General features: G+C 51.3%; 27 protein-coding genes. 19 read left to right on the forward strand and 8 right to left on the reverse strand.

All coding sequences use genetic code 11. The features are described 5' to 3' along the window. From GJQ69_RS06960 to GJQ69_RS06985, 6 genes are read right to left on the reverse strand one after another with little or no spacing between them, the layout of a single operon-like run. Window positions 1-1,380: a restriction endonuclease subunit S gene (locus GJQ69_RS06960; protein WP_174193347.1), complete on the reverse strand. Its 1,380-nt coding sequence runs from the start codon at window positions 1,378-1,380 to the stop codon at window positions 1-3. After that, on the reverse strand, window positions 1,380-3,386 hold the full coding sequence (locus tag GJQ69_RS06965) for a type I restriction-modification system subunit M (RefSeq protein ID WP_174193349.1): 2,007 nt from the start codon (window positions 3,384-3,386) through the stop codon (window positions 1,380-1,382). The genes GJQ69_RS06960 and GJQ69_RS06965 overlap by 1 nt, the downstream gene beginning before the upstream one ends. Window positions 3,387-3,419: 33 nt before the next feature. Next, the gene (locus tag GJQ69_RS06970; protein WP_174193350.1) at window positions 3,420-3,662 is read right to left on the reverse strand and encodes a helix-turn-helix domain-containing protein; all 243 of its coding nucleotides are present in this window, start codon (window positions 3,660-3,662) and stop codon (window positions 3,420-3,422) included. Beyond that, entirely contained in the window at window positions 3,643-5,325 is a 1,683-nt protein-coding gene (locus GJQ69_RS06975) for a DUF2326 domain-containing protein (protein ID WP_174193351.1), read from the reverse strand. Before GJQ69_RS06975 ends, GJQ69_RS06970 begins: the two co-directional genes overlap by 20 nt. Then, complete coding sequence (locus GJQ69_RS06980) at window positions 5,315-5,539, reverse strand: ABC-three component system middle component 7 (RefSeq protein WP_174193352.1); 225 nt, start codon at window positions 5,537-5,539, stop codon at window positions 5,315-5,317. Before GJQ69_RS06980 ends, GJQ69_RS06975 begins: the two co-directional genes overlap by 11 nt. Then, window positions 5,526-6,731 carry an ABC-three component system protein gene (locus GJQ69_RS06985; protein WP_174193353.1) on the reverse strand — a complete coding sequence of 402 codons (1,206 nt, stop codon included), beginning with the start codon at window positions 6,729-6,731 and terminating at the stop codon, window positions 5,526-5,528. Before GJQ69_RS06985 ends, GJQ69_RS06980 begins: the two co-directional genes overlap by 14 nt. A 515-nt stretch (window positions 6,732-7,246) precedes the next feature. On the opposite strand from GJQ69_RS06985, the gene GJQ69_RS06990 reads away from it, so the two are divergent. The 4 genes from GJQ69_RS06990 (at window position 7,247) to GJQ69_RS07005 (ending at window position 10,439) form a co-directional block, all read left to right on the forward strand. Continuing rightward, window positions 7,247-7,951, forward strand: coding sequence for a hypothetical protein (locus tag GJQ69_RS06990; protein ID WP_174193354.1), 705 nt, complete (start codon window positions 7,247-7,249; stop codon window positions 7,949-7,951). A gap of 87 nt (window positions 7,952-8,038) precedes the next feature. Next, the gene (locus tag GJQ69_RS06995) at window positions 8,039-8,458 is read left to right on the forward strand and encodes a DUF7768 domain-containing protein (RefSeq protein ID WP_174193355.1); all 420 of its coding nucleotides are present in this window, start codon (window positions 8,039-8,041) and stop codon (window positions 8,456-8,458) included. Continuing rightward, window positions 8,440-8,769, forward strand: coding sequence for a hypothetical protein (locus GJQ69_RS07000; RefSeq protein ID WP_174193356.1), 330 nt, complete (start codon window positions 8,440-8,442; stop codon window positions 8,767-8,769). The genes GJQ69_RS06995 and GJQ69_RS07000 overlap by 19 nt, the downstream gene beginning before the upstream one ends. Beyond that, on the forward strand, window positions 8,766-10,439 hold the full coding sequence (locus GJQ69_RS07005; RefSeq protein ID WP_174193358.1) for a VapE domain-containing protein: 1,674 nt from the start codon (window positions 8,766-8,768) through the stop codon (window positions 10,437-10,439). Before GJQ69_RS07000 ends, GJQ69_RS07005 begins: the two co-directional genes overlap by 4 nt. Window positions 10,440-10,536: 97 nt before the next feature. Here the strand turns inward: GJQ69_RS07005 and GJQ69_RS07010 are convergent, their stop codons facing one another. After that, window positions 10,537-11,598 carry an IS3 family transposase gene (locus tag GJQ69_RS07010; RefSeq protein WP_174192710.1) on the reverse strand — a complete coding sequence of 354 codons (1,062 nt, stop codon included), beginning with the start codon at window positions 11,596-11,598 and terminating at the stop codon, window positions 10,537-10,539. A 2-nt stretch (window positions 11,599-11,600) separates the two neighbouring features. Next, a complete protein-coding gene (locus GJQ69_RS07015) occupies window positions 11,601-12,122 on the reverse strand; it encodes an HTH domain-containing protein (protein ID WP_174192708.1) in 522 nt (173 codons plus the stop codon). Between the two features lie 330 nt (window positions 12,123-12,452). On the opposite strand from GJQ69_RS07015, the gene GJQ69_RS07020 reads away from it, so the two are divergent. The 15 genes from GJQ69_RS07020 (at window position 12,453) to GJQ69_RS07090 (ending at window position 23,073) form a co-directional block, all read left to right on the forward strand. Further along, a complete protein-coding gene (locus GJQ69_RS07020; protein WP_174193359.1) occupies window positions 12,453-13,004 on the forward strand; it encodes a P27 family phage terminase small subunit in 552 nt (183 codons plus the stop codon). After that, a complete protein-coding gene (locus GJQ69_RS07025) occupies window positions 13,005-14,264 on the forward strand; it encodes a site-specific DNA-methyltransferase (RefSeq protein ID WP_174193361.1) in 1,260 nt (419 codons plus the stop codon). A 164-nt stretch (window positions 14,265-14,428) separates the two neighbouring features. Beyond that, the gene (locus tag GJQ69_RS07030; RefSeq protein ID WP_132379943.1) at window positions 14,429-15,193 is read left to right on the forward strand and encodes a virulence protein; all 765 of its coding nucleotides are present in this window, start codon (window positions 14,429-14,431) and stop codon (window positions 15,191-15,193) included. Further along, complete coding sequence (locus tag GJQ69_RS07035; protein ID WP_132379941.1) at window positions 15,190-15,414, forward strand: DUF4314 domain-containing protein; 225 nt, start codon at window positions 15,190-15,192, stop codon at window positions 15,412-15,414. Before GJQ69_RS07030 ends, GJQ69_RS07035 begins: the two co-directional genes overlap by 4 nt. A gap of 1 nt (window position 15,415) precedes the next feature. Continuing rightward, complete coding sequence (locus GJQ69_RS07040) at window positions 15,416-15,601, forward strand: DUF5049 domain-containing protein (protein ID WP_132379939.1); 186 nt, start codon at window positions 15,416-15,418, stop codon at window positions 15,599-15,601. 123 nt (window positions 15,602-15,724) lie between these two features. Next, complete coding sequence (locus tag GJQ69_RS07045; protein WP_132379937.1) at window positions 15,725-16,192, forward strand: DUF7698 family protein; 468 nt, start codon at window positions 15,725-15,727, stop codon at window positions 16,190-16,192. Window positions 16,193-16,328: 136 nt separating this feature from the next. Then, window positions 16,329-16,655 (forward strand): hypothetical protein, encoded by a 327-nt coding sequence (locus GJQ69_RS07050; RefSeq protein WP_207670379.1) that lies wholly within the window; start codon window positions 16,329-16,331, stop codon window positions 16,653-16,655. Window positions 16,656-16,669: 14 nt separating this feature from the next. Further along, window positions 16,670-16,897: a DUF7678 domain-containing protein gene (locus GJQ69_RS07055; protein WP_132379933.1), complete on the forward strand. Its 228-nt coding sequence runs from the start codon at window positions 16,670-16,672 to the stop codon at window positions 16,895-16,897. Between the two features lie 77 nt (window positions 16,898-16,974). Next, complete coding sequence (locus tag GJQ69_RS07060) at window positions 16,975-18,621, forward strand: terminase large subunit (RefSeq protein ID WP_174193692.1); 1,647 nt, start codon at window positions 16,975-16,977, stop codon at window positions 18,619-18,621. 79 nt (window positions 18,622-18,700) lie between these two features. Continuing rightward, window positions 18,701-20,041: a phage portal protein gene (locus GJQ69_RS07065; protein WP_174193363.1), complete on the forward strand. Its 1,341-nt coding sequence runs from the start codon at window positions 18,701-18,703 to the stop codon at window positions 20,039-20,041. Further along, a complete protein-coding gene (locus GJQ69_RS07070) occupies window positions 20,038-20,781 on the forward strand; it encodes a head maturation protease, ClpP-related (protein WP_174193365.1) in 744 nt (247 codons plus the stop codon). Before GJQ69_RS07065 ends, GJQ69_RS07070 begins: the two co-directional genes overlap by 4 nt. A gap of 18 nt (window positions 20,782-20,799) precedes the next feature. Beyond that, window positions 20,800-22,005: a phage major capsid protein gene (locus GJQ69_RS07075; RefSeq protein ID WP_086035045.1), complete on the forward strand. Its 1,206-nt coding sequence runs from the start codon at window positions 20,800-20,802 to the stop codon at window positions 22,003-22,005. A 68-nt stretch (window positions 22,006-22,073) separates the two neighbouring features. After that, window positions 22,074-22,361: a head-tail connector protein gene (locus tag GJQ69_RS07080; protein ID WP_174193367.1), complete on the forward strand. Its 288-nt coding sequence runs from the start codon at window positions 22,074-22,076 to the stop codon at window positions 22,359-22,361. Beyond that, entirely contained in the window at window positions 22,361-22,696 is a 336-nt protein-coding gene (locus GJQ69_RS07085; protein ID WP_086035047.1) for a phage head closure protein, read from the forward strand. Before GJQ69_RS07080 ends, GJQ69_RS07085 begins: the two co-directional genes overlap by 1 nt. Beyond that, on the forward strand, window positions 22,693-23,073 hold the full coding sequence (locus tag GJQ69_RS07090; RefSeq protein ID WP_086035048.1) for an HK97 gp10 family phage protein: 381 nt from the start codon (window positions 22,693-22,695) through the stop codon (window positions 23,071-23,073). Before GJQ69_RS07085 ends, GJQ69_RS07090 begins: the two co-directional genes overlap by 4 nt.

Below are 23,073 nucleotides of genomic sequence, written 5' to 3' on the forward strand. Positions count from 1 at the left end.
TCAAGCCTCCTCTCCGTCGGTCTCTGTTCCTTCGTTATTCTCCGAATCATCGTCAACGATGTCATCCACGTGTTCATACTCGGGAATAGTGACATTGCGGACATCGATTTTTCCGGTGACAGCATCCGAGATGATTGTTGACTTTAGCTCCTGAAGCGCTTTTATTTTGCTTTCTGCTAATTGAATAGCTTTATCAAGCATGTCGCATTTATCGTCCAAATAACAAGCAATTTTCTCTTGCTCAGTAACATCAGGATAAGCAAGTTTTAACTGTTCCAATACTCTCATGCCGATGTTTTGCTGAGTACCATATGACCAACCATCCTGCACCTGTTGTTGATATGGCAAAGCCTGCAAAGCGTAAAAGAGAAAACGCGGTAACATCACTTCTTGATTGCAACGGAAAACGGCAAGTGGAGACCATATAGTAAATATTCTGTCTGTATCTACAATTGATACTCGTCCAGTAGTCGCGCCAGATTTGATCATGTATATATCATCAATCTTAGGCACATATTTCTTACAACATTCTTCATAAAAGTCCTGAGAAATAAATCCTCGAATATGATTAAAATCAATTTTTCCATTACCACACGAAACAGCTTCTGCAGAAACAAAGGGGATACCCTCCTCATATAACTGTGGAGTTGTATGTGGGCCGTCCGTCAGCGGTTGTGAAAGGACACGGAGTGTTTTCGTAATTCGCCATCCTTTTGGAATCATCCGATAGTAGCTATTATCTGTCCCACAAAGTTCTTCTCGTTTTAGTCCTGTAGTTACAGTTTTAGTAATAACCGTGTTCTTCAGTTGATTGAATTCCTGTATTTCTTTCCGACGGATTCCGATCAGTTTGTTGATCTCGGAGACCTTCCAGTCGAGGAACCGCACAATCTGATCCTGCTCGGCGCGGGGAGGAACAGGAAGGAGAATGGTCCTCATCTCGCTGTAGCGAGTGGTCCAAAGATCAGCAACAATTCCTCTGCCATTCCTATAGTATTCTTCCGAGAATCTATAGTTGCGAAGCAGGTAATGTACATAGTCATTGTTCAGCTTGCTTCGTGGTGTCAGAACAAGATTGATAAGTGAAACTGATCCGTCTAGTTTGGATACACCACAGGAGCCTTTTCGATCTGAACGGCCATTGATAACAAAATCTCCAGCTTTCACCAGTTTGCGGTTATCGCTGTCATTTGATTTTGCGGCGTGCTCAAGTTGAGGAAGAATACCTTTTTTCGTTACTGACAGTGGCGCGTAATCCTGGTCCGATACTTTTGTCTTCCGCTCTGTGAAGAGGACGTCTATTTTTTGCAATTGCCAATGCGCTGGGATCTGCGGGAGCCATGCTACATCTGTGTTAATAACATCTGTGTATTCAACCATTACTCCAGTCCCTCCATGATCTCACCCATGACGCCATCCGATTCCTTTTCGAGCTCTTCAAGTGAGGCAAGGATGTCTTTCATATCACGGAGTTGCACCGGCTTGTAGAAGTACTTCGTGAAGCTGATCTCGTAGCCGATTCTGGTCTTACTTTCGTCGACATAGGCGTCCGGCGCATAGGGTTTGACTTCCTTTTCGATGAACGCGTCAATGCCGCCTTCGTAGTTGAACGGGATATTTTCCGAGTCGCGCAGGTTTGGATCGGATTCGCCTTCGACTTCCTTCGCGTCAGGATCAACCTCAGTTATGAAAGGACGGATCTTCTTAAGCTGCGTTTTCTTGAGGCCGGTGGCCTTGGCGAATGTGTCCCAGTCGTCGAGAGGCGTGCCTGCCGAAACACTGGCGATAGCTTTACGGACAGAATCAAGTTCTGGCTGCTTCTTGAACGTGTCTTCCGGGATTTCCCGTTCCGGGAATACGCGCAGGCGGAGCGGTCTCTCTACTGTAACGTTCCAGTATCCGAACTCGCTGTTGTCGAAGATCATGCTGACGTTGCTTTCCTCCATGTCAAGGAAGATGCGCACTATTTCCTTACGAATCTCCGGCGTGAACTCGCAGTTCTTGTTGCCCATGTTCTTGCGCAGCGAAGACTTCATATTCGTAGCGTCAATGAGCTGTATCTTGCCTTTGCGACGTTCTTCCTTCTTATTGGAAAGTACCCAGATATATGTGCCAATTCCGGTGTTGTAGAACATGTTGTCCGGCAAGGCGATGATAGCCTCCACAAGGTCACGCTCAATCATGTACCGGCGGGCGTTGCTTTCGCCGCTGCCCGCGTCACCAGTGAACAGGCTGGAGCCGTTATGTACTTCTATAATCCTGCTGCCGAGCTCCGTATCGGTTTTCATCTTGGATACGTTGTTGAGCAGGAAGAGAAGCTGACCGTCGCTTGTGCGCGGGATCATCTTCAGTTCCTCTCCTCCGGGAAGATATGCATTGAAACGAGTGTCGAGGATTTCACTCTTGCCACCCATCTTGTCTGCGTCTGTTTTCCAGCTTTTTCCATATGGCGGATTGGAAAGCATGAAGTCGAACTGCCGTGACGGATTAGCGTCAAGCGACAGAGTAGATCCATAAGCGATATGCTCCGCCTCTTCACCATCACCTTTCAGGAGCATGTCTGCCTTGCAGATGGCGTATGTCTCTGGATTGATTTCCTGACCGAACAGGTGAATGGATACGTTTTTGCCACGGCGGCCCGCAAGCGTCAGAAGTCGTGACTGTGCCACGGTGAGCATTCCGCCTGTGCCGCATGCTCCGTCATAGCAAGAGTACGAGGCATCCAGAATCTTGTCCTCCACCGGATAAAAGGCAAGATCAGCCATCAGTTCAACAACATCTCGAGGAGTCCAGTGTTCTCCAGCTTCCTCATTGTTCTCTTCATTAAAGCGACGAATGAGTTCTTCGAAGATCGTTCCCATACCGTGGTTATCGAGTCCTGGCAGTTTCACTATCTTTTTTTCAGCATCCTTATACACCGGGTTAGGGCTGAGATTTATATCAGAGGATGTGAACTTCTCAATAACTGCTCCGAGGATGTCTGCATCGACCATTGTTTTAATCTGATCACGGAATTTGAACTTATCTAGGATTTCCTGAACATTGGGAGAGAAACCATCCAGGTAAGCTGTAAAGTCAGCCCGCAATGTCTGCTTCTTGCCCTTTGCGGTCAGATCTTTTAGAAGGAATGGCGAATTATTACAGAAGGCTTGTCCTGCTGCATTGCAAAGTGCTGGCCACTGATTATCAATTTTTGCAGCATCGAGCTGTTTCTTCATTGCAAGGACATCCTGCTTTGTATCCTCAAGCATGGCATCTAATCTTCTGATAACAGTCATAGGCAGAATAACGTCACGATACTTTCCGCGCACATACACATCGCGCAGGCAGTCATCAGCTATTCCCCAAATAAAGCTGACTATCGAATTGTATTCCTGGTTATCCATCGTTTTATTCCTCCAAACGGCTTTACAGCCGAATCATTTTTCTTTGTCAACACGCTCCATGATGTCCTCGGCCTGACAGTCGAGAGCCTCACAGATTCTTAAAAGAACATCTGTTGTGACATTCTCGCAACGGCCCATCTTCGCAATGGAAGTGGCACTTACGTCACTCATTTTTTGAAGCTCCTTTTTCTTGATATCCCTATCAATAAGCAGCTTCCATAAGCGGTTGTAACTGAATTCAGATTTAAGTTCTTTCTTATTTCTCGTCTGTGCCATCATTCCTCTCCTTATTCCAAGCCCATCCGAAGAGCTCATTTCCTTCAGGCGATAGTTCCAACACAGCGTTCTCGTTCACAATACGTTGCGTCTCTTTGCTATATGAATCCAACGTGTCATAAGCCATAAAAACCTGTTTGCCGCTTTCCTTTTGCTTCTCGTAAACCTTGATTATTTCCGAGAACACAGGCTTCTCTATATTCTTGAGAAGAACTGAATCATGAACCACAAACGGAACAGGTGCTATCGCCATGTTCGCCAGATCAAATGTTATCAATCCCCGGTACTGTGCACCGGTTCCTCCATCGTTTGGTGTTTTGAATGTATACCTATTCAACTTTTCCAGACGCAGTATCGGTGGCATGTGCCGTTCGTCATGCAGTATTTCCAGCGTTATTTCACGCATCTTCTGATTTACAGAACTCTCTATCTGCATAAGCTGCTGGTTGATGACTTCATCGCGAGTCCAAGCATAATCTGATGCCACTTTCTTCAGACGTTCTAGTTTATCAAAGTTGTCGTTGGCTTCATGCAGATTATTCAGCTCTGTAGTGATTCTTGCATATTCCTTCAGGATTGCCTGCGACACATTTGGGACGGTTTTCGTCTTGGTTATCTCATCCTTAATCTTCACGATCTCATTATTCAGAAGAACATATGTGGTTGAGAGATCCTTTTCTGTCTCCTGGAATTCGTCATTCAGAATCTTCGACAGCTTCTGATGGAATTTTTCTATATCTTCAAGAGTCTTAAAATCCTCTGCCGGGAAGAACTTCTCCAATGCCGAGAATGTTCTCTTGAACCCTTTCTTCTGACCGGTCATATCACGCCTTACGGCATTAAGCTGCGTCTGAACAGCCGCCTTTTGCCGTCGATAATTGATGAGTTTTTCCTGAAGGTCAGACAAATGCTGCGCCGTCATACTATCTAGGTCGAGCAGACCCTGATTATTTTCCTGGGCAAGTTTCTTCTCTTGTTCTTCAAGCTCAGCAATTCGGAGCTCATTTGCTTCTTTTTCCTTCGGGGTTTTCGCGGCTCTGACGTGGTTGTACTGCTGGGTGGTTTTTCGGAATGCTTCTTTTTCATCATCTGCAGCCGCAGCCTGTTTGATCTGTGCTTCTACCGCAGCATATCTGTCGAAAAGCTTCATATAGCTCTTAATCGCATCAGATACTTTTTCGTCCTTTGCCGCCTGAAGAGGTCTTTCTTCATCCAGTGTTTCTCTTTTATAAACTCTGATAAATCGACCAACAGCCCCGCGCCACGTAATCCCGTCAGCAGTCAAGCCATATTTTTCACATAAGAATGCACCATAGGCTTTTTCTGATAATGGTTCTTCATCCGGCAATGGTTGATAATTTGCATCACACTTCACGATTTCCTTATATTTGACCGTGTTTCTGGAGAAGTGATAATCCTTGTTATCAAATCGGAATGTAAAATTAATCGTGTGCTCGCCCACATTATCTTGGACATCAGTGCACTTCTTCACATAATCGTCACCGCCAAAAACGAAATCGAGAATCATAAGGAATGTCGATTTTCCTATTGAATTTGAGCCGTTGTCATCACCGAGAACAGCATTCAATCCTTTATGAAAGCGAATCGGTGCTCGCATTTCTCCGTTCTTTTGAAATTTGTCGCATTGAATTTCAACCAACATAGTGGAGCACCTCCTCGTCAATTTCTATTTTGTTCATGGCATAAAGACAATCGAGGACTTCTACGAACTCGCTTATATCCTTAATCTTGCTTTTTCGAACTTTTGCATAAAGTTCTTGCGGCGTCATATCACTTTTCTCAAGAAGCTCCAGCACGACCGGAAATTTCGCGATGGTGCTCTCTTTGTATGGAGTCACTTTACTAGGAAGCTTCATTATGGAACACCTCACAATTCTGTATAAAGAAAGCAACGACAATATTGCACGCCAGTATGCTTTCCGTTCCTAATCCTGCTTTGTTACGAATCCACTCTGACAGATTGGTAATAACATCCGCCTGCGGTAGTCCCGCCTTTTCCAACTTTGAAGAACTGATTTTCACCTCAGCCGCAATGGTGTCAAAATCTGATGTCGAATTTGAAAAGACCTTCTCTATATACCGGTAGTATGTAACCACCTGCACCTGGGTCTCATTCTTCAGGATGAAATTCTCTGGCTTGAACTTTTCATCAATCCGGAGCGCATTGTATTCGAGCTCAACAAGCTCAGATGCATCCTTTATCTGGCTAAGTGCATCAAGTACAGTTCGGATATCTTCTTCAAGCTGGACACCGTTTACTTCCATCTTGGCCTTATAGTTTTGAGATAACTCCTTCTTTATTTCATAAAGCTGGCCGTACTCTTCAACCGTAGGATCGATGGAATATTTTTCTGAACAGTCATCATCCAACGCTATCAGGTTTTCCGGCTTATCAAGATGTGCAGGAGCAGGATGCAATGCTTTAAATGCTGCAGCGGTATCTTCGTCTAAATCATCAGGGAAGATTTGTGTAATCGTATACCGCTTGATTGCCTTCCCTTTAATCGTATCTACGAGTTTCTTATGGCATAGCGGGCATTCGTAGTTTGCTTCCGCAAGTAATGGTGCATCGGCATACTCTACCTCTGCGCCGACCTTTTTATTCGGCTTGTTGACAGCATAAAGGAAAACCTCTGCCAGGAATCCTGGCTCGTCACCTTTCTCATGGAAGGCGATGAGCTTTTTCTTTTTGCTAACAGGAATGTTGTCGTCTGCCTCGATGACCTTCACCAATTTATCAATGGTGTCATCAGTCATGTGCGGATTCAGATCCTTGGCTACCACATCCCTGAAATATTTGATCGTATCGTCTATGACATTCTGCTTTGCAGAAGCCTGCTTAATTCCATCCGGTACGTTGTCCTCCCTGCTGACAATCCTACTGATCTTTTTCGAGCTCAGAATTGTTGTGCTGTAACCATTCTCAGCCACATAATCCTGATCATTTATCGAACTCAGTAAAAATACACCTGCCGCCTCCTGTTTATCATGCTCCATCAGTCCTTCCTGCATGATCTGGATATAAGACGACATGTTCAATTCGTTCATCAAACCTATCTCCCTTCTCATGCTCCGGACAAACACTGGCAAAACAGTGGCAAAACGGAGGCAAATACTTTCTCCTCTGAAAACCTTATCCTTGAGATGTAATCAGAAGGCGGGAACAAACCTTAAAACGTATTTTTATTTTACCAAATTATCGAAGTAATTTCTACGTTTTTTGAGAATTATTTGTGTTATCGCTTAATTATTCTTCTGATTTCATTTTATCAGTAGTTTAACGGCACTGATAGAAAGCCCCATCAATTCAGACTGCATTTGTCCGTATAGTGATGGAGCCAATTGACCTCGGACATGTCGTTAAACCGTCCCACCCTCACAAACGTTCACCCGGTGCACAGAGTGGCTCGAGCGGATGTGAAGGTCACTACTGAATAGAGAAACCAGCCTACGAGCGTGTGCTGGCCTTTTCGGAACCATTCAATTCCCGGTTCCGGATGGTCAACCACGCTCTTTTTTCGTGCGGAACCTCCGGTCCGGGCAACGGACAGGAGGTAAACAAGTTGAAACGTAAAAACGTATATGTCCGCACTGAAAACAGAGCTGATCAGCTCAAGAAAACTGATCGTAAGAACAGAACCACATATACCTATCGCTATCACAGAACAGAGAAAAACGGCGCCAAGGTTCAGGACATCACAGAGGAAGTCACTTTCATTCCTGGTGAAGATGGTGTGACAAAGGATGATATCAAGTTTCTGCATTCGCTTGACGACCACGATGTCTACGAGAATCTCAAGGCCAAAAAGCCGAAACGCGAGGATTGGGAACAGAAAATCATCGACGATTACCAAGCTGACTTTATTAAGAAGTTCAAAGAGCGTAACGGATATGATCCTGACCCCGCTTATGTTGCAAGCATTCTTGACGAGATCTTTCCGAAGAACTGGACTGCTTCTATCGAGGAGCTCACAGAAGGTGAGGCAGACGATGACTGTCTTGGTGACAAGAGCTCCATCATGGACAGCGCACGCAGCATCTTCGGTGCCCCGCACAAGAAAACGCCTGCCGAGGAACGTCTGGCAGAGCTCCGGGATACCTGGTCGGATAGCTGGAAAGAAATCTATGACCGCGTCCTTCTTGGCGGAGAGTCCATTGTGTCCATTGCCCGCGAGCGCGATGTCAATGAATCTGCTGTTCGTAAGACGACCAACAAGATCCGCAAAGCCATCGCGGAAGACCCGGAACTTAACAGATTAATGAAGTAAGGGGTACGAATTCGACTCTAAACCTTTGACGGAAGACTCAGGAGGAATTTTTACCTTCTGAGTCTTTTTGGAAAGGAGGAACGATGCATGTCAATGAGAAATTCTGAAGGTTATCCTGACCCGACCGCTTATCAGGCCCTGAAGAACGTCTCTGCTCATAAGTTCATGCCGGTCGTCTACATCTGCAGCCCCTATTCAGGCGACGTCGAAACGAATGTCATGAACGCAAGGCGTTACTGCCGCTTTGCCGTCGATCAGGGATGTATTCCGATTGCGCCGCACCTGCTGCTTCCGCAGTTCATGCGAGACAACGATCCGGTAGAACATGATCTCGCCATTTTCATGGATCTGGTCCTGCTCAGTAAGTGCGCAGAGCTCTGGGTATTCGGAGACCGGATCTCAACCGGTATGGGAATCGAAATTACAAAAGCAAAACAAAAGAGCATGACTATCCGGCACTTCACGTCGGAATGCAAGGAGGTATCGGAATGTACGAAACAAAGCTGAACACCAGAAAAGTCAATGGCAAGGAGATCGAGACATGGGAGCGTGAAATCTATGATGCGAACATTCTGTCTGTCGAAGCCGGAACAAACGGCTATCAAGGCGGCGATACCGGTCATGGAAGCCGCACCTATATTCGCATCTCTGATGAAGGAGGCACAGATATCAGCGCCAGAACCATCACCGACCGGTTTGGAGATACACACGGTGTGGAAATCGCACTAGGCGGTGATTCTGAACTCTCCACCATTATCGAAGCACTGAAATTTATCACCAAGGTCCTCGAGGATCAAATCAAGGAGGCAGAATTATGAAGATCTCCTACGGGAACAGCCGCAAAGAAACGCACTGGCGAAACAGCGATATCGGCTGGGACGATTTCAATAAGCGTGTCAGCCATACAATCAATACCACAGAGACCATCGAAGAATTCAAAAAGATGACAAAGGCCCAGCAGGCCGAAATCAAGGATGTCGGCGGCTATGTTTTCGGTCACTTAAGCGGTGGCAGGCGTAAGAAGAAGCACGTTCTCTGCCGTTCCGCCGTCACACTGGATATGGATTATGGAACACCTGGCGTCTGGGACAGTGTCATTGCTAAGCAGCCCTACCGCTGCTGCGCCTACAGTACGCACAAGCATACCCCGGAGAATCCGAGGCTCCGTATCATCATTCCACTCTCCCGTGAAGTCAGCGAAGCGGAATACCCTGCCCTTGGCAGAATGATTGCAAAGGATCTCGGTATCGACCTATTCGATGACTCCACCTACGAAGCTCACCGTCTGATGTATTGGCCCAGCACCAGTATTAACGGCGTATTCTTCTATAAGGAAAAGGACGGCCCGGAGCTGAATCCGGACGATTATCTCTCCCGCTACGACGATTGGCAGGATGAGTCCACATGGCCGGTATCTTCGCGGCAGTCAGCTATCGAGCATCATGGCACAAAGGAAATGGCCGATCCACTGGCAAAGCCGGGTATCATCGGAACCTTCTGCCGCGCCTACACCATGACGGATGCCATCGACACGTTTCTGCCAGATATCTATGCGCCTTCTTCCACGGAAGGTCGTTATGACTATATTCCGGGTGAGGCCGCCGCTGGTGTCGTGATCTACGATGATAAGTTCGTGTATTCGCACCACGCCACTGATCCTGTCTGCGGAAAGCTCCTGAATGCATTCGATCTGGTCCGACTCCACAAATTCTCGGAGTTTGATGACAACTGCCCAGAGGATACACCGGTTACGAAGCTGCCTTCCTATAAGGCTATGTCCGATCTAGTCCTGAAGGATGCAAAGGTCAAAACACTTCTCGCAGAGGAACGAAAGGCCGAGGCCAAGGAAGACTTCTCGGATTCCAACTGGCAGGGTCAGCTTACATATGACAAGGCCGGGAATCTGAAAAACAGTCTCCGGAACCTGACACTGATTCTTGAGCACGACGAGAACCTGAAATCCATCGTCTTCAATCAGCAGCTCGATGGCATGGAGATCAAGGGCGATGTGCCTTGGAAGCATCCGTCCAAATACTGGAGGGACGCTGATGATGCGCAGCTCGTGAGTTACATCGATACGAATTACGGAACCTTCTCTCAGCGGAACTACCAGATTGCTGTAACGAAAGTCGCCGACGACCGTTCCTACCATCCCATACGAGAATATCTGAAGCACCTGCCTACCTGGGACGGAATCCCGCGTGTGGACACGCTTTTGATTGACTATCTAGGTGCGGATAATAACGACTATGTCAAAGCGGTCACAAGGAAAACGCTCTGTGCTGCTGTATGCCGGGTCTTAAACCCCGGCTGCAAGTTTGATTCCATGTTGGTTTTGAATGGCCCGCAGGGAATCGGGAAATCGACACTCATTGCGAGGCTCGCAGGCGAATGGTTCTCTGACTCCCTGAGTCTTAATGACACGAAGGACAAGACTGCTGCCGAGAAGCTGCAGGGTGAAGTGTACCCCGTTGTTCGGACAAAATAATCAAACTTGAAATCCGAAAGCTGAATCCGTGATATAATGTTCCTGCTTTACTGACAGACAGGATAGGGCAACGCTGGAGAGCGACCCGAGCGGGCTGTCAGGTTTGCGGGGAAGGCGGAGCTTTGGCTTCGTCTTTTTCTTTGCCTTTCCCGGAAACAAAAGCGTTAAACTCCGGGGGGTTGGGGGCAGCGCCCCCAAATGTATCCAACGGATAAATTCCCGTCATGACAAACTTGTAGTACTCACACGGCGAGAGCTTGGCAAGGCTCCATTGATACCGGTCGTTGTTATAATACTCAATCCAAGCGTAAACACGTTCAGCAATTACTGCATGTCCATAAGATCCAACCGGTGGCAGTTCATCCTTCATGTGTCCAAATAGGCTTTCCTGCGGTGCATTGTCCCAACAATTTCCTCTGCGGGACATGGATTGACGGAGGTTGTAATCATTCAGAATGGCAACGAATTTAGAACTGGTGTATTGGCATCCTTGATCTGAATGGATCAGGGCGTCCGTGTGAAGTTCAGACCCATGCTTTTCCATCAGTTGATTTACGGTGTCCAAGACGAAATCTGTATCACAGGAGTTACTGCAGGTACAGGCCAAAACTTCTTTTGTGAATGCGTCCATGATCACACAGACGTATGAATAATAGTAAGCTCGTTGGCTGCTATCTCGGTGTACCGGTCTCGGAATATATGTAATGTCCGTCAGCAGAACAGTGCGCGGTCCAAATGACTTAAACTGTCTGTTTAGTATGTTCGGAGCTGTCCTGTTTTCCTGTAGACGCTTGCCGAGCTTGCGGTACGGATTTACCTTTCGTACCGGACATACGAGGTGATACTTTTTCATCAGTCTGCGAATCTTCTTTGTGTTCATAAGCACCGGGGGATCCTGATGCCGCAGTCTCATGTGTATACCGCGTGCGCCTTTTGAATATCCGCGGAAATTGTATGCAGCCACAATGAGGTCAAAGTCTCTTTGATCGGCCTCATCGGATGCTGTCCGCTCGGTCTGATGTCCACGCCAGTAATAAAATCCCGAACGAGATACGCCTGCTATTTCACAAAGATAAGAAATATTCAGAAGATTGTCATCCTGGCTAATGGTTTCATTTATGATGCGGTAGCGGACTTCTGGGGAACCATTCATATACATGGCTATTTCCCTTTCTTCTCCGCAAATATAATTTTTTTTATAAACTCAATCTCTTGGGACATGTAGGCAACCTTCGCAGCGAGATGGTTTATTTCTGACTCGCTCATCAATGGAGGATGCCCTTTGTTTGCCCTACGAGGCGGCGCTGGCAGTGGAGGTGCATCCTCGTTGTCATCCGGATAAGGATCATTTCCTTCGGTAAACTCGAGGCCACGTCCTTTTGCTTGCCGCAGAAGCTTAAAAAAGCCGAGAATGCGTGCACGTCCTAATGTCTCCGGGTTGAGGCCGACCTCAGAAAAAATCTGTATCGGATCGACCCCATCGCAGTACCGTTGCCAAGCTGCATCTTTAAAAGCTTTTGTGTATGACACTGTTTTGCTTGAGACATATGCCACATGAGGCGAGTCCGTGAGTTCCTTGAGTTGTTCTGCAGAGAACGCAGCATGCTCATATGTGCCGTCAGGATTCTTTTTCTTACGGCCTGCACCAGGACGTGAACCCCCACGATTACTGCTGTTTGCCATTGATAATTCCTCCTTTTGCAGAGAGAAATGATTTCAAATACAGATATTATAGCATTATCTGTCCGGTCTGTGGATGCAAACTATATTATCTGTCCGAAAACTTGATTTCCAACTCTGCGATTTGTGTGATGATTTTGATTTCACACTCTCGAATTTCAATCAATGACTGTCCAAATTTCGGGGTACGGATCAGGGGCGGTCGAAATCTCTGCGAGGCGGCCTCCCGGAAAACGGCGCGGGGCTTTCTGTGCGAAAAAAGCGAAATCAAACGGGTAATAACCCGGTCCTTATATCTATTACGCGCGTGTGCGCATGAAAGGCGGTGACGAAATGCCAACAAAATCGAATAACACAGGCGGTCGCGGCGGCAGACGTCCCGGCGCTGGCCGGAAGAAAACCGCCGTCAAGGAGAAGTTCGAGGCCGGGAATCCGGGCGGCAGAAAGCTCGAAGTGCTCGACATCCCGGACACCGAGGGCGAGGACATGCCAGAACCGCACGAGTTCCTCTCGGCGCGTCAGCATGATGGCTCCACTCTGGAGGCGGCTGACATCTACCGAGAGACCTGGGAATGGCTCGACAAGCTCGGCGTCGCGAAAGCCGTATCGCCGCAGCTGCTGGAACGCTATGCGATGTGCTCGGCTCGCTGGATTCAGTGCGAGGAAATGACGACCAAGCTCGGATACCTGTCGAAGCATCCGACGACCGGGAAGCCGATCCCGTCGCCGTTCATCAATATCGGCATCAACTACATGAATCAGGCAAACCGACTGTGGGACGAGATCTTCCAGATCGTGAAGGAGAACTGCTCCGCCGAGTACGGCGGCACAAATCCGCAGGACGACGTGATGGAAAGACTGCTCCGCGCCAGAAAGGGAATGTAAATGAACACACAAAGACTTGAACAGGTGCCAATTGACAAGCTGGTGCCTTACGCCCGGAACGCCCGGACGCATTCAAAAGAACAGATCGCGCAGCTGCGATCCTCTCTTCGGGAGTTCGGATTCGTATCGCCTGCGGTCATTGATCAGGATTACAACATCCTCGTCGGCCACGGACGTATTGCTGCTGCTCGCGAGGAAGGATACAAGACCGTCCCCTGCGTGTTTGCGGAGGATCTGACGGACGCGCAGAAACGCGCCTACATCCTCGCCGACAATCAGCTCGCGCTGAACGCCGGTTGGGATGAGGAGATGCTTTCCGTCGAACTCTCCGATTTGCAGGAGAACGCCTTCGACCTCTCCCTGCTCGGATTCGACGACAAGGAACTTGAGAAGCTGCTGAAAGGAGAATCCGACAAGGACATCGAGGATGACGACTTCGACCTGTCCGCTGCACTTGAGAAGGCCTCCTTCGTGGAGCGCGACGACATCTGGGCGGTCGGACGGCACAGGCTGATGTGTGGCGACGCCACCAGCGCTGAAGATGTAGATACACTCATGGACGGCAAGCGAGCGAACCTCGTACTCACGGACCCGCCGTACGGCGTTTCCTTCAAGGCATCCGATGGCCTGACGATCCAGAACGACAGCCTCAAGGGCGAGGAATTCTACAACTTCCTGCTCTCCGCATTCAAGAACATGGCCGACCATCTGGAGAAAGGCGGCGCGGCATACTGCTTCCATGCGGACACCGAGGGCCTGACCTTCCGGCGTGCTTTCGTCGACGCTGGATTCCATCTCGCAGGCGTGTGCATCTGGGTGAAGAACAGCCTCGTACTCGGTCGCTCCGATTACCAGTGGCAGCATGAGCCCGTGCTCTATGGATTCCTCCAGAACGGCAAGCATCCGTGGTACGCAGGACGCGCGGAAACCACCATATGGAACTTCGACAAACCCAAGCGCAACAAGGATCATCCGACCAGCAAGCCTCTCGACCTGCTCGGCTATCCGATCCAGAACTCCACGCAGGAGAACGCCATCGTCATCGACACTTTCGGCGGCTCCGGTTCCACGCTCATGGCCTGCGAGCAGCTCAACCGCACCTGCTATATGTGCGAGCTTGATCCGAAATACGCCTCCGTCATCCTCCGACGCTACGTCGAGGACACCGGCGATTCCGGGAACGTGCATGTCGTCCGCGACGGCAAGAAACTCATGTACTCCGACCTTGTGAAGGAGGTCGAGCTGCCGGACGGCGAGTGATCCCTTTGTGTACTAAGCACAGTTTCAGAGCCGGATAATCAGAAGATTTTCTACCAGAGAAATATCGCAGATTCGCTTGCTATTACAGGCCTTCAGAGTGATGTATAGACATGCCGAAAGGCACAGGGCCTTCCGGACAGACGCATACCAAGGAGGTAAACACAATGCGAATCAACTACAACGTAACAGGAGCACAGAGGAAAGAACTGGTCAAGGTCATCTCCGACACCACCGGAGCCAAGGCAGAATACAAATTCATGCCGACCTGCAACTACGAGATCGACTATTTCACCGTCACCAAGGACGGCACGCTCGAGTTCGACGACATGGCGGATTCCGAGGAGGTCGAGAAGGTTCTCGAAGCCATCGCTGCCGCGGGATTCGAGCCCGAGCTGCAGGAAACGGCTGAAGCCGAAGCCGGAGAAGTATCCGAAGAGCCGGAAACAAGCGAACAGGACGCGCCACAGGGCAACGAAGCGGGCCTGACGGTTGAGCTTCCGCTCGACAAGGTTGCGGTCGGAACATTGACCAACATCCTCGAAGCCAAGGGAACGCTCATCAAGAAGGCGCTCGGCATCGACGACCTTCGGTTCGAGATTAGGGACGACAAGATCGCCTTCCCCTGGTTCAAGGAACTGCCCACGCCGGAGGAAACCAGAGCGTACACGATGTTCATCGCCCAGCTCTGCAAGCTTTCCAAGGAACTGAAACGCGCGAGCTCGACCGAAACGCCGGTCACCAACGAGAAATACGCATTCCGCTGCTTCCTGCTCCGCCTTGGATTCATCGGCAGCGAATACAAACAGGAACGCAAGATCCTGCTCCAGAACCTTGAGGGCAACTCAAGCTGGAAGAACGGCGCTCCCAAGAAAGAAGCCACCGAAGAACCTGCTGCGGAAGCTACGGATACCGAGGAGGTGCAGGCATGAGGATAATCAGACCGGAACAGCTCAAGAGGCTCAAGGAAACCTACCCGAATGGCACGCGCGTGGAGCTCGTCCAAATGGACGACATTCAGGCACCGCCTGCCGGAACCCGCGGAACCGTCTACGGCATCGACGACACCGGCAGCCTGCTGGTCCACTGGGACAACGGCAGCGGACTCAACGTGATCTACGGCGAAGACATCGTGCGGAAGGTGGTGGACTGACATGGATGAGAAGGTCAAAGAGCAGATCCTCGCGATCCGCGACACCGGGCTGGCGAACATGTTCGACCTGCCCTACGTGCAGCGCCTCGCCTTCGACCGGAACTACTACGAGCTGGTGATCTTCATCGAAGAGCATCGCAAAGAATACGTGCATTTCATCATGACCGGCGAAACGCAGGAATCCTGATTTTCAGACACAGAAAGTTATCAATTTATCTGGCCGAATTGACTTGCTATATCCCCTCGAAAGAGTGATGTATATACATGCCGAAAGGCACAGAAAACAAGCGAAAATCAGGAGGAAAACACGATGGAAAAGAACACATACTTCGAACAGATGAGAGACACAGCGATCGCCTACAACGAGGCGCAGGCCATCCGTGAAAAGGAACGCGACACGATGATCGCCGCGGACGACTGGGACAGCGTGAAAGCCTTTGACAGGCGCGAGAAAGAGGAATTTCCGTACCCCTTCACCGCCGGTCAGAACAAGGCGCTGGTCCTTTACGACCGGAGCCTCAGGAACGGCGCGGACGCCTTCGAGGCCGACGACCTGCCCTGGGACTACGAGCTTGAGGATTTCGTCAGGACGCTCCGGGAAGCCGGAATCACCGCGATTGTGGTGACCGACCAGAGCACCGGCCTGATGGACGGCATCTATGGACTGACGGCATTCGGCTGCCGGATGAACGGACTCAAGACCGTCACCAGAGTGGACAACCACCGCTTCGGCAGCAAGGAGCCGGAACGCAAGAACGGCATCGAATTCGAGCTGTAAACTATACAATTTTCTCCGCCGAAACTGCCCTGAAGATTGTCACATATATTCTCCGGAAACGACTTGCTATAAAGGCCGTTCAGAGTGATATATGTACACACCGAAAGGGAAAACAAAGCAAACGGAGGAAACCACCATGACAAACATTTACGACGAACTCAGAAGCCACTTCACACTTGGAGATTACAACACCAGCATCAGCCGGGAGGATTTCGAGGAAGCCTTCACAAAGACAAAGGAAAGCATCCGCTTCACCTTCAACGGCTGGGACGGCAAAAGCTACGACGGAGAAAGTCGCAGCGCAAAGGTCATCCGCTGCAACATTCCCGGATTCGAGAGCATCCGCTTCATCAAGGTCGGAAAGCACCTTTGCTTCATCGACGAAGACTGGATGGTAACGGAAAAGGAAACCGGCGAACAGCACCCGACTACCGGATGGCTGGTCGAAGTCAGAAAAGCCTGAAGGAGGACAAGACAATGTGGGAAAAAGGATCACTGCTCATCGAAGGAGCGGTTGTAAAGTACTGGGTAAAGCACTACCCGGAGCCTTCCGAGGATTACGGAATCGACGGCGGACGCATTTCCAAGATGGAACTGCGTGTCGGCGGCAAGGTCACACTCAACTACGACCGCGGATGGGACATCGAGCCCGAGGACGAAGCCAGTCAGCTTGCCTACGCGGTACTCATGAAGCAGTACAACTAAGCATCAACCTGAATTTGAATATTCCGAAAGCAGAGCCCAACCGGGCTCTCGCTCTCGTACTGATAGAAGCCGCAGCGATGCGGTTATTTTTATGCCATGAAGGGAGTGATTTTCCATTGGCAGTACGAAAGCTGAAGAAATACAAGGTCACGCGCTTTATGGAGAAAACCTCCCATTATGATCAGAATCTTGCTGATTACGCCTGCCTCTTTATCGAGCAGCTCTGCCACACCAAAGGCACATGGGCGGGAAAGCCGTTCGAGCTGATCGACTGGCAGGAGCAGATCGTGCGCGATCTGTTCGGCGTGATCAAGGAGAACGGCTACCGGCAATTCAACACCGCCTACGTGGAGATCCCAAAGAAACAAGGCAAGAGTGAGCTTGCCGCGGCAATCGCGCTGCTGCTCACCTGCGGCGATGGTGAGGAACGCGCTGAAGTCTACGGCTGTGCTGCTGACCGGAATCAGGCAAAGATCGTCTTTGACGTGGCGGTCGATATGGTGCGCTTCTGCCCGGCACTCAGTAAGCGCGTGAAGATTCTCGAATCGCAGAAGCGGCTCGAATACCTTCCGACGCACAGCTTCTACCAGGTGCTCTCCGCCGACGTCGCAAACAAGCACGGATTCAATACGCATGGCGTGATCTTTGACGAGCTGCACACGCAGCCGAACCGGAAGCTGTTTGACGTCATGACAAAAGGAAGCGGCGATGCTCGGATGCAGCCGCTGTTCTTCCTGATCACGACCGCCGGAAACGACACGAACTCGATCTGCTATGAGCAGCACCAGAAGGCGCTTGACATCATGAACGGGCGCAAGCATGATCCGACTTTCTACCCGGTTATCTTCGGTGCCGATGAATCCGAGGACTGGACGGACCCGAAGGTCTGGAAGAAAGCCAATCCGAGCCTCGGCATCACGGTCGGCATCGACAAGGTCAAGGCCGCGTGTGAGTCGGCAAAGCAGAATCCCGGCGAAGAGAACGCATTCCGGCAGCTTCGCCTGAACCAGTGGGTGAAACAGTCTGTCAGGTGGATGCCAATGGACAAATGGGATGCCTGCGCATTCCCGGTGAATGAGGACGATTTGGAAGGCCGCGTCTGCTACGGCGGACTCGACCTGTCATCCACGACGGATATTACAGCGTTCGTGCTGGTCTTCCCGCCGCAGGATGAGGACGACAAATATGTGGTTCTCCCATACTTCTGGGTGCCGGAGGACACATTGGATTTGCGCGTCCGGCGCGATCACGTTCCCTACGACCTCTGGCAGAAACAAGGCGTCCTCGAAACGACCGAGGGCAATGTCATCCACTACGGATACATCGAAAAGTTCATCGAGAACCTCGGCGAACGGTTCAACATCCGCGAGATCGCATTCGACCGCTGGGGAGCCGTCCAGATGGTGCAGAATCTCGAGGGCATGGGCTTCACCGTCGTTCCCTTCGGACAGGGCTTCAAGGACATGTCTCCGCCGACCAAGGAGCTGATGAAGCTGGTCTTGGAGAAACGAATAGCACATGGAGGCCATCCGGTGCTCCGCTGGATGATGGACAACATCTTCATCCGAACCGATCCGGCGGGCAACATTAAGGCCGACAAGGAGAAATCCACGGAGAAGATCGACGGCGCAATCGCCACGATCATGGCGCTCGACCGGGCAATACGAATGGGCAATGATAACACCGCTTCTGTCTATGACAGCCGCGGAATTCTTTTTATCTGAGGTACAAATGCATGTTTTTGATAGCAATCATGGGCTTCCTGCTTCTGCGGGAGGCCCTTAATCAAATGGAGGACTTGATATGAGCATTTTCAACAGATGGTTCAGAGGACGAGACGCTCCCAAAGATTCAACCGCCGGGAGTAGTTACCGCTTCTTCTTCGGAGGCACCACTTCCGGCAAAGCTGTGACGGAACGCTCCGCCATGCAGATGACGGCGGTCTACTCGTGCGTGCGAATCCTCTCGGAAGCAATCGCGGGCCTGCCGCTGCACTTGTATCGCTACACCGATAACGGCTCGAAGGAGAAAGCCATTGACCATCCGCTTTATGAGCTGCTGCACGACGAGCCGAATCCGGAGATGACGAGCTTCGTGTTCCGCGAGACGCTCATGACGCACCTGCTCCTCTGGGGCAATGCCTACGCGCAGATCATCCGCAACGGCAAAGGCGAAGTCGTGGCTCTCTACCCGCTGATGCCAAACCGCATGACGGTCGACCGCGACGAAAACGGCCAGCTTTATTACGAATACCAGACCTCGACCGATGAGGCGCACACGATGAACGGCAGTCTGGTAAGGCTGTCTCCGATGGATGTGCTGCATATTCCCGGTCTCGGCTTCGACGGCTTAGTCGGCTACTCGCCGATTGCGATGGCCAAGAACGCCATAGGGCTTGCCATTGCCACCGAGGAGTACGGCAGTAAGTTCTTTGCCAATGGCGCGACGCCGGGCGGCATTCTGGAGCATCCCGGCGTGGTCAAAGATCCGGAGCGCGTCCGCGAATCGTGGAACTCAGCCTTCGGCGGCTCCGCCAACTCCAACAAGGTGGCGGTTCTCGAGGAAGGCATGAAATACACGCCGATCTCCATTTCACCGGAGCAGGCGCAGTTCCTCGAGACGCGCAAGTTCCAGATCGACGAGATCGCGAGGATATTCCGCATCCCGCCGCACATGATCGGCGACCTGGAGAAGTCGAGCTTCTCGAACATCGAACAGCAGTCGCTGGAATTCGTCAAATACACGCTCGACCCGTGGGTATCCCGCTGGGAGCAGTCGATGCGACGTGCTCTCCTCCGGCCCGAGGAAAAGAAGGAATACTTCTTCAAGTTCAATGTAGACGGCCTGCTTCGCGGCGACTACGAAAGCCGCATGAACGGCTACGCCACTGCAAGGCAGAACGGATGGATGTCGGCAAACGACATACGCGAGCTTGAAAATCTCGACCGCATTCCGGAGAACAAGGGCGGCGACCTGTATCTCATCAACGGCAACATGACCAAGCTCGAGGATGCCGGAATCTTCGCAGCATCAGCTTCAACAGAAACGGAGGAACAGCCTGATGAAACGCAGGAAGAACAGACAGAATCACAGGAACAATCGGAGTCTGATAATCGGCTCCGGGAAAGGAGGAAGTCCCTATGACAAGAAAATTCTGGCGATGGACCAGAAACGAAACGCCGGACAGCTTCGGCAGCGACCGCACGCTCTACCTCGACGGGGAAATATCCGATGAGACCTGGTACGGCGACGAAGTCACGCCGCAGGTCTTCAAGGACGAGCTGAACAGCGGAAAAGGCAACATCACGCTCTGGATCAATTCGCCCGGCGGCGACGTCTTCGCGGCGGCGCAGATCTACAACATGCTGATGGACTACCCGTATGACGTAACCGTCAAGATCGACGCACTCGCGGCTTCGGCGGCAAGTGTCATCGCGATGGCCGGAACGAAGGTCTGCATGAGCCCTGTCGCGATGCTGATGGTGCATAATCCCGCGACCATCGCAATCGGCGATTCCGAGGAGATGCAGAAAGCCATCGACATGCTGTCCGAGGTCAAGGAATCCATCATGAACGCCTACGAGATCAAGTCCGGTCTCTCCCGGAACAAGATCAGCAAGCTCATGGACGCTGAGACCTGGATGAACGCGAAGGAAGCCAAGAAGCTGGGATTCGCCGACGAGATACTCTTCACCGATGGCACTGAGCCGGATGACGACACCAAGGAGCCTGACGACGATACGGAAATCGAGATGCTTTTCTCCCGCAAGGCCGTCACCGACTCCCTGCTTTCGAAGCTGATACCGAAACGTAAACCTGAAAAGAAAACAGCGACTGTGAAGGCCGCAGATCTTGAGAAGCGGCTCTCGCTTCTCAGCCACTAATGAATGGAGGAAATTATTATGACCAAGATTATGGAACTCATGGACAGACGCGCCAAGGCGTGGGACGCGGCTAAGAACTTTCTCGACACCCACTCCGATAACGGCGGCAACGTATCCGCGGAGGACGCCGCCACCTACGACAAGATGGAAAAGGAAGTCACCGATCTGACGCACGACATCGAGCGCCTGCAGCGACAGGAGCAGATCGACAAGATGCTCTCCGCGCCGACATCCGCACCGCTCACCGGCAAGCCCGGTGCCAAGGACGAACCGGACGACAAGCCCGGCATTGCTTCCAAGGCGTACAAGACCGCCTTCTGGGATTCGATCCGCAAGCGCAACTGGTACGACGTACAGAATGTACTCGAAGTCGGCACTGACGCGAACGGCGGGTACCTCGTACCGGATGAGTACGAGCATCAGCTGGTGCAGGCGCTGACCGACGAGAACTTCTTCAGAAGTCTCGCGCACGTCATTCAGACCGACAGCGGAACGCACACGATTCCGATTGTCGCATCTCACGGAACGGCAAGCTGGATGGAGGAGAATGGGCTCTATCCGGAATCCGACGACACCTTCGACCAGATCACGCTTTCCGCGTACAAGCTGGGAACGGCGATCAAGGTATCCGAGGAGCTGATGAACGATTCGGTGTTCGACCTGCAGAGCTACATCTCCACGGAGTTTGCCCGCAGAATCGGCGCTGCCGAGGAGGAGGCATTCCTCGTGGGCGACGGCCAGAAGAAGCCGGAAGGCGTCTTCACCAAGGTCAAGGCGACTGAGGGCGCGACTACGGAAATTGCCAATACGAACATCACCTTCGACGAGATCATGGACGTGTTCCACTCCCTGCGTTCGGTCTACCGCAACCGCGCTGTGTGGATTCTGAACGACTCCACCGTCAAGGCGCTGCGCAAGATCAAGGACGGCAACGGAAACTACATCTGGCAGCCGAGCGTCGTAGCCGGTCAGCCGGATACCATCCTGAACCGTCCGTACCACACGAGCATCTACGCGCCGGAGCTGGCAGCCGGAAATGTGCCGATCCTGTTCGGAGACTTCTCCTATTACTGGATTGCCGACCGTCAGGGACGCAGCTTCAAGCGCCTGTCGGAGCTCTACGCGGCGAACGGCCAGATCGGATTCCTCGCGTCTGAGCGCGTAGATGGCAAGCTGATCCTGCCGGAAGCCGTGCGCGGTCTTTCCGTCAAGGCGGCGGGCTGATTGATTTCGCTTTGTTGTGGGCGGGCATCCATTACGGGTGTCCGCTTCACTTTTATTGGAGGTGTCTCATGGAAGTAACGCTTGAGGAAGCAAAAACCTATCTGCGAGTTAGTTCTTCCGATGAGGACGAGCTGATCCAGAATCTCATAACATCGGCCACCGCGACCGTTCAGGACATCGCACGCTTCTCCGATGAGGAATGGGAATCGGGCGAGGAGAAAATCCTCATCCGCATGCGCATCGCCATCCTCTACACCGTGGCTTATCTCTACGAGCACCGCGAGGACGCTGACCACAATCAGCTGAATCTGACGCTCCGGGCGCTTCTGTTCGGCGTGCGCAAGGAGGGATTTTGATGAAGATCGCCAATATGCGTGTGCCGGTCACATTCCAGAAGAATGAAATAACCACGGACAAGTACGGAAACCATACGGCGTCGTGGACAGACTACTTCAAGTGCTGGGCGACGGTCGGTACGGACTCCTACGGTTCGGAGACTTCCGGCGAGGTGATCAACTCGGAGGAATCGCTGAACTTCACCTGCCGCTGGTGCTCCGAGCTTGCCGAGGTCGTCTCCACGAAGTACCGGATTCTCGCGGAAGGCAAAACGTACAACATCACCTATGTGAACCCGATGGGCTACAAGAAGAACACGCTGAAATTCAACTGCGCATTGGAGAAAACGACATGAACGAGAAGGTATCAATTGACGGCCTGCGTGACGCCGTGATGAAGGGCCTGCAGGAATACGCCGACCTTGCCGCCGACGACATGAAGGATGCGGTCAGGGATACGGCGAAATCCGTCCGCAAGGATATTCAGGCGAACGCTCCTGTGCGTACCGGCAAGTACAAGAAGTCATGGTCGGTCAAGACCGTCAGCGAAAGTGCGGACTCCATCGACATGGTGGTTCATTCGCGGAACCGCTATCAGATTGCGCACCTTCTGGAGCATGGTCACGCCAAGCGCGGCGGAGGCCGTGTGGCCGCAAGACCGCATATCGCTCCTGCCGAGCAGGCAGGCAATGAGAAGCTGGTGCGCGAGATTGAATCCAAACTGAAAGGATGA

The organism is Caproicibacterium lactatifermentans, from assembly GCF_013315815.1.
Taxonomy (GTDB): Bacteria; Bacillota; Clostridia; order Oscillospirales; family Acutalibacteraceae; genus Caproicibacterium; species Caproicibacterium lactatifermentans.